This window comes from Rhodococcus sp. PD04 (assembly GCF_035918275.1).
GTDB classification, from domain to species: domain Bacteria; phylum Actinomycetota; class Actinomycetes; order Mycobacteriales; family Mycobacteriaceae; genus Rhodococcus; species Rhodococcus rhodochrous.
In genome coordinates this window covers 416,838-429,580 of sequence record NZ_CP142143.1, presented here as the reverse complement: position 1 = coordinate 429,580, position 12,743 = coordinate 416,838, and the positions used below count along the sequence as shown (strand labels likewise).

The 12,743-nt window shown below is 67.5% G+C and carries 12 protein-coding genes; 7 read left to right on the top strand and 5 right to left on the bottom strand.

Annotated features, from left to right (window positions below):
* Positions 1-28 precede the first annotated feature (28 nt).
* A complete protein-coding gene (locus U9J23_RS01955; RefSeq protein ID WP_059383205.1) occupies positions 29-1,324 on the bottom strand; it encodes a DUF4185 domain-containing protein in 1,296 nt (431 codons plus the stop codon).
* A gap of 354 nt (positions 1,325-1,678) precedes the next feature.
* Here U9J23_RS01955 and leuA point away from each other — a divergent pair, with 354 nt between their 5' ends.
* Complete coding sequence (gene leuA / locus U9J23_RS01950) at positions 1,679-3,490, top strand: 2-isopropylmalate synthase (RefSeq protein ID WP_059383109.1); 1,812 nt, start codon at positions 1,679-1,681, stop codon at positions 3,488-3,490.
* Positions 3,491-3,721: 231 nt separating this feature from the next.
* Positions 3,722-4,096: an SHOCT domain-containing protein gene (locus U9J23_RS01945; protein WP_059383110.1), complete on the top strand. Its 375-nt coding sequence runs from the start codon at positions 3,722-3,724 to the stop codon at positions 4,094-4,096.
* Positions 4,097-4,108: 12 nt separating this feature from the next.
* Here U9J23_RS01945 and U9J23_RS01940 read toward each other — a convergent pair whose 3' ends face one another.
* A complete protein-coding gene (locus U9J23_RS01940) occupies positions 4,109-5,005 on the bottom strand; it encodes a LysR family transcriptional regulator (RefSeq protein WP_085469840.1) in 897 nt (298 codons plus the stop codon).
* A gap of 72 nt (positions 5,006-5,077) precedes the next feature.
* Here U9J23_RS01940 and U9J23_RS01935 point away from each other — a divergent pair, with 72 nt between their 5' ends.
* The 3 genes from U9J23_RS01935 to U9J23_RS01925 are packed head-to-tail and all read left to right on the top strand — an operon-like array spanning position 5,078 to position 7,966.
* Positions 5,078-6,115 (top strand): EamA family transporter, encoded by a 1,038-nt coding sequence (locus tag U9J23_RS01935; RefSeq protein ID WP_085469841.1) that lies wholly within the window; start codon positions 5,078-5,080, stop codon positions 6,113-6,115.
* Positions 6,010-7,263, top strand: coding sequence for a Mur ligase family protein (locus U9J23_RS01930; protein WP_059383113.1), 1,254 nt, complete (start codon positions 6,010-6,012; stop codon positions 7,261-7,263). The genes U9J23_RS01935 and U9J23_RS01930 overlap by 106 nt, the downstream gene beginning before the upstream one ends.
* Positions 7,256-7,966 (top strand): type 1 glutamine amidotransferase, encoded by a 711-nt coding sequence (locus U9J23_RS01925; RefSeq protein ID WP_059383114.1) that lies wholly within the window; start codon positions 7,256-7,258, stop codon positions 7,964-7,966. The genes U9J23_RS01930 and U9J23_RS01925 overlap by 8 nt, the downstream gene beginning before the upstream one ends.
* A 19-nt stretch (positions 7,967-7,985) precedes the next feature.
* Here U9J23_RS01925 and U9J23_RS01920 read toward each other — a convergent pair whose 3' ends face one another.
* The 3 genes from U9J23_RS01920 to U9J23_RS01910 form a co-directional block, all read right to left on the bottom strand.
* A complete protein-coding gene (locus U9J23_RS01920; RefSeq protein ID WP_272268915.1) occupies positions 7,986-8,828 on the bottom strand; it encodes an alpha/beta fold hydrolase in 843 nt (280 codons plus the stop codon).
* 215 nt (positions 8,829-9,043) lie between these two features.
* Positions 9,044-9,523 (bottom strand): rhodanese-like domain-containing protein, encoded by a 480-nt coding sequence (locus U9J23_RS01915; protein ID WP_019290247.1) that lies wholly within the window; start codon positions 9,521-9,523, stop codon positions 9,044-9,046.
* Entirely contained in the window at positions 9,520-10,179 is a 660-nt protein-coding gene (locus U9J23_RS01910) for a TetR/AcrR family transcriptional regulator (RefSeq protein WP_059383117.1), read from the bottom strand. The genes U9J23_RS01915 and U9J23_RS01910 overlap by 4 nt, the downstream gene beginning before the upstream one ends.
* Before the next feature lie 233 nt (positions 10,180-10,412).
* On the opposite strand from U9J23_RS01910, the gene U9J23_RS01905 reads away from it, so the two are divergent.
* Positions 10,413-11,348 (top strand): metal-dependent hydrolase, encoded by a 936-nt coding sequence (locus U9J23_RS01905; protein WP_106201609.1) that lies wholly within the window; start codon positions 10,413-10,415, stop codon positions 11,346-11,348.
* Positions 11,348-12,496, top strand: a complete 1,149-nt coding sequence (locus U9J23_RS01900) for a hypothetical protein (protein WP_230825514.1) — start codon at positions 11,348-11,350, stop codon at positions 12,494-12,496. Before U9J23_RS01905 ends, U9J23_RS01900 begins: the two co-directional genes overlap by 1 nt.
* The last annotated feature ends 247 nt before the right edge of the window (positions 12,497-12,743 follow it).

Below are 12,743 nucleotides of genomic sequence, written 5' to 3'. Positions count from 1 at the left end.
ACCGCGGCTTCCATCGACCCGGGGCATCTCAGGAAAGTGTCGTGCGCAACAACATGACGTTGTAGTCCCCCCACCGCGAGGCGGTGAAGTAGAGGTCCGTATCCGTGGACCACGGGTGGATGAACGGAGCGTAGAGACCACCGATCTCACGGTGGGTGACCAGCACGCGCGCTTCGCTCCACGGTCCCTCGGGTCTCGCGGACGTCCTCATCTCGATCGTGCCGTTCGCCTCGTTGCCGTAGAGCATGACGAACTCACCACCGAGGAACTGCACCGACATCTCTCCGACGGCGGGCGGCACGACCGGGGTGGCCGCGGCGGCGTCGCCGGGCACCCAGCCGTCACCGTTCCAGTACTCGTAGGCGGCCAGATCCAGCAGAGCGGTCTCGGGGACGCGGGAGACGAAGGCCGCGCCGAATCGGCCCTGCGGTGTGCCGAAGTCGTAGACGTATCCCTCGTGGCGGACGTAGGCGTGCTGCTGGAAGTTCTCGTTACCGGTGGACAGCTGCTGCACCGTGGGTACGTCGAGCGGCAGGTTGATCCGTGCCGTCGCCGGGTCGAGCGCCCAGGTCTCCCCGTTGTCCGCCGAGGTCGCGATCATCGACGCGTTGGTCCACCACTCACCGTGGTCGCCCCAGGACCGCACCGACATGAAGTTGATGTACTGGATGCCGTCGACGGCGATCCCGGCCGTGGGGATCACGGTGATCTCGACGCCGTCGATCGCGAGGCTGCCCACGAGTTCACGGGAGAAGTCGGGTGCGGAGGGCAGGACGGGCGAACCCGCACGCGGGTCGCCGGGCACCGGATCGGGCACGTCGATGCCGTCGGAGAGATCGGCGTCGGTGGTGCGCATGAGGACGTTGTGCCGCCACTGCTGATCGGGCAGCGAACAGTCTCCGAAGGTGTCGCCGAAGGCCATGAGAACCTGACGTGCGTCTCCTTCCTCTCCGTTGTCCCACATGATGCCGAGGTCGGTTCCCGAGATGGAGAACCTGTCGTAGGTCCTGTTGGGGCTGCGCGGACCGGTCACCCAGGCCACGGTGCTGGTGGGGCCCGGTCCGAGTGCCGGTAGCGGCCCCTGTGGTCCCTGGGGTGCGAGTCCCCCGCTCCCCGATCCGCTGCTCCCGAGCCGGGGTCCGGACGATCCCGTTCCGAAGGATCCGGAACCCGAACCCGAGCCGGGGAGGCCCGAGCCGGAGCCCGATCCGAGGAGCCCGGAGTCGCAGGGTTCGGCGTGCGCCGCCGGGGCGGAGACCGCCATGAGCCCGAGCGCCAGCAGTGCACTGCACGAGCCGGCGGCCGCCGTGCGCAACGATCCCATCGACACGCCCTTCACCCGTGGTGTTACCAAAGATATCGGTGATACCGGTGTTACTGATGTTGCGGGAGTTACGTTCGGTAACGCTAGGGGCGCAGGTACCGCTCTGTCAGGCGCGTTCGTATCGATCGGGTCACGACATCACCGCCGCCGGGTCACACGAAACGTGTGCGTGTGGGAGGCACCACTTGGTCGCGGTGGGGGATGGCGCGATACACTGCAGGACATGCAGCGCGCGCTTCTCCTCGGCCGCCGCGGCGGGATCTGACCAGACCGGCTTCCCGTCGCGGGGTTTCGACGCGCCGGTCGATATTCGATCTGGGCCCACAGGTCCCCTTTTCTCTTTGGAGTTACGTCATGTCACCCGCCGACGCTTTCACCTCCGGCTCGCGCACCATCACGCCGCCGAGCAAGCCGGCCCCGGCCGACCAGCCGTCGTGGAACAAGCAGAAGAACTCGTCGATGCCGACCTACCGGTACCGGCCGTTCGCCGAGGAGGTCGAGGCGATCTCGCTGCCCGACCGCACCTGGCCCGACAAGATCATCGATCGCGCCCCTGCGTGGTGCGCCGTGGACCTGCGCGATGGAAACCAGGCGCTGATCGACCCGATGAGCCCCGCCCGTAAGCGGCGCATGTTCGATCTGCTCGTACGCATGGGTTACAAGGAGATCGAGGTCGGTTTCCCGTCCGCGAGCCAGACCGATTTCGATTTCGTCCGCGAGATCATCGAGGACGGCGCGATTCCCGACGACGTCACCATCCAGGTGCTGACGCAGTCCCGTCCCGAACTAATCAAGCGCACCTTCGAGGCGTGCGCCGGGGCGCAGAACGTGATCGTGCACTTCTACAACTCGACGTCGATCCTGCAGCGCCGCGTGGTCTTCCGCGCCGACAAGGAGACCGTCAAGAAGATCGCGACCGACGCCGCCGAACTGGTGCTCGAGGAGGCGAAGAACCACCCCGACACCAACTGGCGCTGGGAGTACTCCCCCGAGTCGTACACCGGAACCGAGCTGTCGTACGCCAAGGATGTCTGCGACGCGGTCGTCGAGACCCTGGGCGCGACCCCCGAGAACCCGGTGATCATCAACCTGCCGGCCACGGTCGAGATGGCCACCCCCAACGTCTACGCCGACTCGATCGAGTGGATGCACCGCAACCTGGCGAAGCGCGACTCGATCATCCTGTCGCTGCACCCGCACAACGACCGCGGCACGGGTGTCGCCGCGGCCGAGCTGGGCTACCAGGCCGGCGCCGACCGCATCGAGGGCTGCCTGTTCGGCAACGGTGAGCGCACCGGCAACGTCTGCCTGGTGACCCTGGGCATGAACATGTTCAGCCGCGGCGTCGACCCGCAGATCGACTTCTCGAACATCGACGAGATCCGCCGCACGGTCGAGTACTGCAACCAGCTGCCCGTCCACGAGCGCCACCCGTACGGCGGCGACCTGGTCTACACCGCCTTCTCCGGCAGCCATCAGGACGCGATCAACAAGGGCATCGACGCGATGAAGGTCGACGCGGACGCCGCCGGTGTCGACATCGACGACCACACCTGGGCCGTGCCGTACCTGCCGATCGACCCGAAGGACGTCGGCCGCACCTACGAGGCCGTGATCCGCGTGAACTCGCAGTCCGGCAAGGGCGGCATCGCGTACATCATGAAGCACGACCACGGCCTGAACCTGCCGCGTCGCCTGCAGATCGAGTTCTCGCAGGCCGTGCAGAAGGTCACCGACGGTGAGGGTGGCGAGGTCAGCCCCAAGGAGATGTGGGACATCTTCCACGAGGAGTACCTGGCCCCGATCTCGCCGCTCGAGCGCATCCGGCAGAAGGTCACCGCGGCCGAGACCGACGACGGTGAGGACACCATCTCCGCGGTGCTGAAGGTCGACGGCGTGGAGAAGGAGATCTCCGGCAGCGGCAACGGCCCGCTGGCGGCCTTCGTCGACGCCCTCGAGTCGCTGGGTTACCAGGTGGCCGTCCGCGGCTACGCCGAGCACGCCATGTCCGCCGGCGACGACGCGAACGCCGCGGCCTATGTCGAGGCCGACGTCACGCGTCCCGACGGCACGACCGTCCTGGTGTGGGGCGTGGGCATCGCCCCGTCGATTACCACGGCGTCGCTGCGCGCGATGGTCTCCGCGGTGAACCGCTCGCACCGCTGATCTTCTCGAAGCCGAATGCGGTGGACCCGGACGGGTCCACCGCATTCGTCGTTTCGGGGATTTTCACCCCGACAATTCATCTCGGAAATACCGTTTCGGGCAATTACCGCACTCTCCGGAAAGATACAGTTCCGAATGTTCGACGAGAACGAACCCGTTCACGGGTGATATCCGTCGAATTCCGCAATTCTCGTCTCGCAGAGTCGTTCTGCTCGAACCCGGAGTGTGCGTATGGAATTCATGGACATCATCTGGTACATCATCGTCTGCTTCGCATTCATCGCGTACCTGATCATGCTGTGGATGATCATCGGGGATCTGTTCCGCAACCGGGAACAGTCCGGCTGGGTCAAGGCGATCTGGATCGTCTTCCTGTTCATCTTCCCGTGGCTGACGGGTCTGATCTATCTGATCGTCCACGGCAGCGGCATGGCCGAACGGTCCGCGAAGGAAGCGGCGCAGTACAAGGCCGTGCAGGACGACTACATCCGCTCGGTCGCCGGCAAGTCGCCCGCCGAGCACATCGCCGACGCGAAGAAGCTGCTCGACGACGGTGTCATCGACCAGGCCGAGTTCGACGCGCTGAAGGCCAAGGCACTCGCCTGACCCCGCGCTCGTTCACATCGACAGCTTCCGTGCCGCCGCGGCACGGAAGCTGTCGAGCACTGCGCCCACGGCGGGCCGTCGCGCCGCCCCCGGGCGGGTGACGAGCTCGTAGATCCGCGCCGCACGCACACCGGCCAGCGGCAGACGTACCAGCGCCGGATGCAGAACCGAATACCGCGGCAACAACGCCACCCCGTGTCCCGCCGCAACGAGTTCCTCGATGACGCGGAAGTCGTTGATGCGGTGCACGACCCGTGCCCGGATGCCCGTCACCGCCGCGACGGAGAGCAACACGTCGTCGACGGGGAATCCACCCCGCACGCTGATCCAGCTCTCCCCCACCAGTTCGTCGACCTGCACGCGGTCCTGCGTCGCGAGCCGGTGCTCCGGCGGGAGGACGACATCGATCGGTTCGCGCATCAGCGTCTCGACGTGGACACGCGGGCCGGACAGCGGCGCCGAATGCTCGTCGCGGTGGGTGAGCACCACGTCGTAGTCGGCGAGCAGGGCGGGCGCGGCCGAGGCCGGGACGTCCTCGTCGCTCACGTCCAACTCGACGCCGATCGTCCCGGCCGCTTCGAGCACGGCCGGTAGCAGGAGCGCTGCCCCGGAGGGGAACGACGCCACGCGCACCCGCCCCCGGGGCGACCGGGCGTAGGCGGTCATCTCGTCGGCGGCCCGGTCGAGGGCGTCGAGCACCTCGTCGGCTCGCACCACGAGCGCACGACCCGCATCGGTGAACCGCAGGCGCCGGCCGTCGGGTTCGAGCAGGGGCACTCCCGCCTCCCGCGCGAGCACCTTGAGCTGCTGCGAGACGGCCGAGGGTGTCATCGACAACGCTGCGGCGGTCGCGGCCACGGTCCCGCGGTCGGCGAATTCGCGCAGTATCCGCAATCGCACGACATCCATGTAGTAAAACTACACATTTCCTTCAGAAACATTCGCTTGTCCTGATTGTTTCCTGCGCAAAGAATTGACGGCATGTCGTTCCGGGACCGTCTGCTCGCACTCACCGTCGTAGTGCTCTGGGGATGCAACTTCCTCGCGATCAGATTGGGCCTCGACCACTTCCCGCCGTTCTTCTTCGCCGGTCTGCGCTTCGCGATCATCGCCGTCCCGGTGCTGCTGTTCGTCCCGCGACCCGCCGTTCCCCTGCGCTGGCTCCTCCTCTACGGCGCCGGGTTCGGATTCGCGCAGTTCGCCTTCCTGTTCTGGGCGATGGAGGCCGGTCTGCCCACAGGCCTCGCGTCGCTCGTACTGCAGTCGTCCGCACCCTTCACGGTCCTGCTCGCCGCACTGTTCCTGCACGAACGGCTCGACGGCGTCCGCCTCGCCGGTCTGGTGGTCGCCGTATCCGGCATGGTGATCGTCGCCGTGGGGCAGGGCGCCGCGGACGCGAGCCTGATCCCCATGACCCTCGCGTTGCTGGCCGGTCTGTCGTGGGCGGTCGGCAACATCGGGACCCGCAAGGCGGGCGCCGGTGACCCCATGCGCCTGATGCTGTGGATGTGCGTCGTGCCCGTGCTCCCCTTCTTCGGGGTCTCCTGGTTCGTCGAGGGCCCGCAGGCGTGGTCCACCCTCGGTACCGCCGTCACCACCGCGGACGGAGGCCTCGCGCTGGCCGGACTCGCCTACGTCGTACTGGCGGGCACGATCGCCGGCACCGGCATCTACGCCTCGCTGCTGTCGCGCTATCCCGCCGGGACCGTCGCCCCGCTCTCCCTCATGGTGCCGGTCGTCGGGTTCACCGTCGCGTGGATCACGCTCGGCGAGCGGCCCGCACCGTCCTCCCTGATCGGCGGTGTGATCGTCATCGTCGGAGCCCTCGCTGCCCAGGGCGGACACCGCAGTGTGACGAGCAGGACGCTCCTCCGGCGACACAACGCTCCCGCGCCTGTGGAACACTCGCCGACGTGGGAACCAGCACAGGAATCACCGCACGTGGACGGCTCGCACTGCGCGCAGCCCGAGCCGCCGCGTGGGCGTCCCAGAAGGCCGGACGCGGTAAGGGCTCGATGATCGGAGGGCTCGTCGCCCTGAAGATCGACCCGGCACTGATGAAGCAGCTCGGCCACGGCCGGCAGACGGTGCTCGTCACCGGGACGAACGGCAAGTCCACGACGACCCGTATGACGGCCGCCGCGCTCGAGACGATCGATTCGGTCGTCACCCAGGCGGACGGCGCGAACATGGACGCCGGGATCGTCGCCGCGCTCGCCACCGATCTCCGGGCACCGCTCGCCGCGATCGAGGTCGACGAACTCCACACCCCGCACGTCGCCGACGCCCTCGACCCCCGCGCGATCGTGCTGCTCAACCTCACCCGCGACCAGCTCGACCGGGTCGGCGAGATCAACATGATCGAGCGGAAGCTGCGCGAGGGACTGAAGCGGCATCCCGACGCCGTGATCGTCGCGAACTGCGACGACGTGCTCGTCACGTCCGCCGCCTACGACAACCCGAACGTCGTGTGGGTCGCCGCCGGCGCCGGCTGGGCCAACGACTCGGTGAGCTGCCCGCGCACGGGCGAGCCGATCGTCCGCGAGGGCGACCACTGGTACAGCACCGGCTCCGACTTCGCGCGGCCGACACCGGACTGGTGGGTCGACGACGAGAACCTGTACGGACCGGACGGCCTCGTCCTCCCTCTGAAGCTGACCCTCCCCGGTCGCGCCAACCGGGGCAACGCAGCCCAGGCGGTCGCGGCCGCCGTCGCCCTCGGTGCCGATCCGGCGAAGGCCGTCGCTGCCGCCTCGGTCGTCGAAGAGGTCGCCGGTCGCTACAAGACGGTGCAGGTCGGCCCGCATTCGGTGCACATGCTGCTCGCGAAGAACCCCGCCGGCTGGCAGGAGGCCCTGTCGATGATCGACCCGACCGTGGACGGCCTGGTGATCGCCGTCAACGGCCAGGTGCCCGACGGTGAGGACCTGTCGTGGCTGTGGGACGTGCGTTTCGAACACTTCGAAGGTGTGCAGGTGGTGGCGGCCGGAGAACGCGGCACCGATCTCGCCGTCCGCCTGACCTACGCGGGCGTCGAGCACACGCTGGTGCCGGATCCGCTGAAGGCCATCGCCTCGTGCCCTCCCGGCCGTGTGGAGGTGCTCGCCAACTACACCGCGTTCCGCGATCTCAACACCGCCATCGCCAGGAGAGCTGCCCATGTCTGAGTCGACCGTCCGCATCGGACTCGTCCTGCCCGACGTGATGGGCACCTACGGCGACGGAGGCAACGCCCTGGTGCTGCGCCAGCGCCTGCGGATGCGCGGTCACAACGCCGAGATCGTCGAGATCGGACTGAACGATCCCGTTCCCGAGTCCCTCGATCTCTACACCCTCGGTGGTGCCGAGGACGCCGCGCAGCGACTGGCCACGCGGCACCTGCAGCGCTATCCGGGTCTGCAGCGCGCCGCCGAGCGCGGAGCGCCCGTGCTGGCCATCTGCGCCGCGATCCAGGTGCTCGGCCACTGGTACGAGACGTCCTCGGGCGAACGCGTCGACGGTGTCGGCATCCTCGACGCGACCACCTCGCCGCAGCAGACCCGCGCAATCGGCGAGATCGTCATCCGCCCCACGCTGTCGGGCCTCACCCAGCCGCTGACCGGATTCGAGAACCACCGTGGTGGAACGACTCTCGGCTCCGACGCCACCGGGCTCGGCCGCGTCGACCGCGGTGTCGGCAACGGTGTGGGCGACGGGCTCGAAGGTGCCGTGCAGGGTTCGGTGATCGGCACCTATCTGCACGGTCCCGTGCTCGCCCGCAATCCCGAGCTCGCCGATCATCTCCTGATGCGCGCTCTGGGAGTCGACTCGCTGCCGCCGCTGGATCTGCCCGAGGTCGATCTGCTGAGGCAGGAACGGTTGCGCGCCTGACGGTTGCGTAACTGGGCGATCAGCCGTGCGCGGCGACGTGTTCGAGGATCGACCGCGCAAGCTTCTCCGGCTCCTCGTCCGGAATCCAGTGGCTCGTACCGACGAGCGTTTCCCGCCGGTACGGCCCACTGACGTAGCGGGCCGTCGCGTCGACCCCGGCGGATCCGATCGCCGCGTCGTCGTCGCTCCACACCATGAGTGCGGGCACGGTGATCTTCCCGAAGGGCGATTTCGGATTCGACAGGGGCACAGCGCGATACCAGTTGATGCCGGCCCGCACCGCGGCACGGTCCTTCAGCCGCGCGACATCGCGGTCGGTGGCGGCGGACGGCTGGCCGGTGCCGTGCAGCAACAGCCGTGCAACCTTCTCCCTGCTCAGTAGAGTCTCCGGGATCCAGGGCAGCTGGAAGGCGAGCATGTACCACGAGCGCAGCAACTGCCCGCTGGTGAAGAACGAGCGCATGAACGCCGTCGGATGCGGAACCGACACCGCCGTCACGGTGCGGACGAGATCGGGACGATGCGCCGCGAGCACCCACGCGACGGCGGCTCCCCAGTCGTGGCCGACGACGTGCGCGCGACCACCGGGCACCGACTCGATGAGCGCCGCGACGTCGTCGACGAGCAGGTCGAGGCCGTAGTCACGGCGGCGGGGCGGTCGGGCGTCGGGCGAGTAGCCGCGCTGATCCGGGGCGAAGGTGCGATACCCCTCGGCGTGCAAGTGGGGCGCGACCGCCTCCCAGACCCGGGAGTCCTGCGGGAAGCCGTGGAGAAGAACGATGGGGTCGCCGTGGATGGGCCCGTCGTCGCGGATGCCGAACCGGAGTCCGTTCCGCTCGACGGTCGTGATGCGCTCCCCCACCCATACCCCCTGTGCAAGCCCCTGCTGCAGTCGCGGCGATCGGCATCCGGCCGCGAAACCTCCCCTGAACAGGGGTTCGGCCCGGTGATTCGCTTTACGCGTTCTCCGGGCCGGATCTCTGCTTCACGAGCTTCTCTCTGTCGTCCGCGGACGTCTCATAAGCTCGATTCGCACCTTCGATGTTAGCTACGTCACAGTGCGAACGCAAGCCCTTTTCACGACGCCGGCCGGACCGAGGCGAGGGGGAATCCCAGAGTCGCCCAGTCGTGCAGGCCCCCGCGGTAGTAGGCGAGCGCGGACGCGGGATATCCGGCATCGATCAGCTTCCGGATCGCATCGGGCGACTGAGGGCACTGGGGACCGTTGCAGAAGACGATCGTCGTCCGGGCGGGGTCGAGCTCACCCTTCCTCTCGACGATGTCCTCGTGCGGGATGTTCACGGCACCGGGGAGGCTCACCCCGCTCCGGGAATCGGGCACCCGCGTGTCCACCAGCGCAGCTCCCCGGTCGAGCAGTTCGATCACCTCGAGTTCACCGACGGTCGCCACGCCCGCCGCCACCTGCATCGGCTGCACCTCGCCCCAGGTCGTCTCCACCACCGTGCGGTCGGCTTCACCCTCCAGCGGGCGGGGAACGTTCTGTGGATCGCCGTCGCGCGTACGATCGGCACGCCTGATCTGCTGCTCGTTCGTCACGAGCCGGACTCTACGGGAGAGCGGTCGCGCGTCGCGGGATTGCCGGAATCCCACTCCCGCTGGGCGAGGATCGCCGTACCCATCCATCGTCGCAGGTAGCGGCGCAGATCGTCGTCGGAGCGTGGCGGGGTTCCCGGCGAGACGAAGAACGACTGCATCGTGCGCAGCACGTACTCGACCAGCTCCGCGAGGGAGTCGTCGTCGTAGCCGTGTTCCTCCCAGTCGACGTCGAACCGCTTGATCATCGCCATGCCGAACATCCACGCCTCCTCCGAGGCGATCGCCTCGGGATGCGGGTTCGAATAGGTGCTCGACAGCAGGATGCCGAGGTGCGGGGTGCGACGCACCTCCGCGAGCGTGTAGACCACACCTTCGGTCATGGCCTCGACCGGATCGTCGAGTCCCGCGACCTGCCGGGTGAGTCGTTCCAGGAATCCTTCGACCGAGGCGATGGCGGCCGCACGCATCAGGGCGTCCGCGCTGGGGAAGTAGCGGTAGACCGTCTGGCGGATCACCCCGAGGGACTGGGCCACATCGGCAATGCTGATCTCCGCGCCGGTCCGGTCGATCAGGTCGACGGCAGCGGCCACGATCCGCTGCGACGCCTCTTCGTCGTCGGCGGGAGGACTCCCACCCCACCCACGTCTACGTGCCACTTCGCGCTTCCTCGAACCGTCGCCTGGAGAAGGCCCGACGGTAACACGGCCGACCTCGGTGGAGGTGGTCCGAAACGGGCTCCCGCGAGCGGATGGGACACCTATCATACACCTGACGCATTTCGTGTATGGTCACGCCGATCGGGGCCTCCCGGCTCTTCCGAGGTCCTCCCGACCGTGTCCCGAAACAGGTCCACAGCCAGCCCGGCGTCGACGAGACGAGGTACCGCCCCATGACGAACCTGCAGGTCCGCAAGATGCGTTTCGCATTCGCGGATTACGACGTGCCGTTCCTGTGGAACGAGGAGAACCCGGCCTTCTCGAGCATGGCCAACGCCGTCTCGTTCCTCGCGATCGGCTTCGAGAAGATGATCGTGAACATGATCCGCGAGATCACCCCGCGCATCACCGATCCCGAGGTCCTCGAAGAGGCCAACGCCTTCATGTACCAGGAGGGGCAGCACTCCACCGCCCACCGGCAGCACGTGAAGGGACTGATCAAGAGCTATCCGGGACTGCAGGAGACGCTCGACGACGTCATCGGCGCCTTCGACAAGCTCACCGCCGAGACCTCCCCCGAATACCGCCTCGCGTACACCGCCGATCTCGAGGCGACCTTCACTCCCGTCTTCAAGCTCATGCTCGACAACGACGCGGCGCTCTTCCGCCCCGGCGACGACCGGGTCGCCTCGTTGTTCATCTGGCATTTCGTCGAGGAGGTCGAACACCGCAGTTCGGCGCTCATCATCTTCGACGCGGTGGTCGGCAGCGATCTGTACCGCATGCGGCAGGCCCCCTCGGTGTTCAAGCACGTGCTCGACGTCATCGCCATCGCATGCGAGGGCTTCAACAAGCATGTGCCGCTGGAGGAACGGAAGATCGACGCGATGTCGATGTTCGCGTCGCACCGCCGTAAGCAGAACCTACGGCGCCGGTTGCCGTTCCTGCAGTACCAGGATCACGGCCCGATGCCGCGCGCCTTCGACGTCCTGCCGCTCGGCGAACAGCTCGTCGCGCTGGTGGGCATCGTCCGCAGCCAGATGCCCAAGCACAATCCCGACCACGAGAAGCTGCCGGCCCTCGCCGACGTGTGGTTCCGTCGATTCGACGAAGGCTACGACGTCTCGCACTGGTACACGGCGGAAACCGTGGGCGGGAGGAACAACTGATGTCGGACCTGTGCTCGCCCACCTTCGAGGACCTCTCGACCCGCCTCGGATTCTCGTGCGACGAAGCCGGGGGGATCTTCGAACTGCGCAGCCCGTTCGCGCTGGAGAACTGGACGCTGCCCGTCCTCGAGGTGACCATCGTGCTCGGGGCCGTGCTGATGCTCGTGTACGCGATCGTCCGGCTGCGGCGCACCGGTGACGCCACGAACCTCGTCGTCTGGCTCGGCACCCTCGCGTTCCTGTTCATCATCGAGCCGCTGCTGTACTTCCCCGACGCCTTCGGCGTGGAGGACTACCTCGACACGATGTTCGCGCACAACGTGTTCACCGTCGAGTTCATGTGGGGACGCCTGCCGCTGTACATCATCGCGATCTACCCGATGATGGCGACGATCGCGTTCGAGATCGTCCGGATGCTCGGAGTGTTCCGGAAGTACGGCACCGTCGTCGGCGCCGTCTGCGTGGGCTTCGTCCACCACGCCTTCTACGAGATCTTCGATCACCTCGGACCGCAGTTGCGGTGGTGGGAGTGGTCGCTCGACAATCCGATCAACCAGCCCTTCTTCGACTCCGTTCCGCTCCCCAGCGTCGTGGTCTTCGCTGCCCTGTGGCCGATGTCGCTCGCATTCTGCGCGCAGTTCTTCGTCGGCCGCCACATCGACGCCGGGCGCACCTTCAGCGGGCTCGAACTGACCTGGCGCACGATCACCGTCGGACTACTCGCGTCCGTGGGTGTGGTGATCCTGCCGGCACCGGCGACCGTGATCGGCATGGGCAGCACGACTGTGCGGGCCACGATCTACGCCGCCGAACTCGTGATCCTGTCGATCGTGGCGATCTACGTGCTCTCACGCCAGTGGTCCCGGCTGCGGAGCACACCCACGGATCGGCCCTATTCGAACGACCTCGTCCGCTGGTACGCCGTCGCCTATCTCGTCGTGATGGCCGTGCTGTGGATCGGTGCTCTGCCCGACTGGTTCTCCGCCGTCGACGGGGTCACCGAGGCAGGCGACCCGATCGGCAGCCTGTGGTACACCGTCGCATGCTTCGCGGTCGCAATCGCCTGTGTCGCTGCGACCTTCACCGTCCCGCGCAAGGCCGATACGAGTCCGGACGACACCGCGGCGAAGACGCTCACCGAGGCCTGACGAAGCGGGTCGCGTCGGTGCGTCCCTCCGGCACGACGACGTTCCTCACGTCCTGATGGCATCGGAGGTCACAGCGGCGGAAGGTGTCATCGTCCGGCCCTTCCCGCAGCTTCTGCCGGTAGTTCGACGCTTCCCTCGCTGTGGTCCCACCGCGTGATCGCACCGATCAGGCGCCGAACGACGACGAACGAGGACACGGACCGCAGTGGTCCGGTCCCCGTTCGTTCGTACGAGGAGTGCGCCGGGG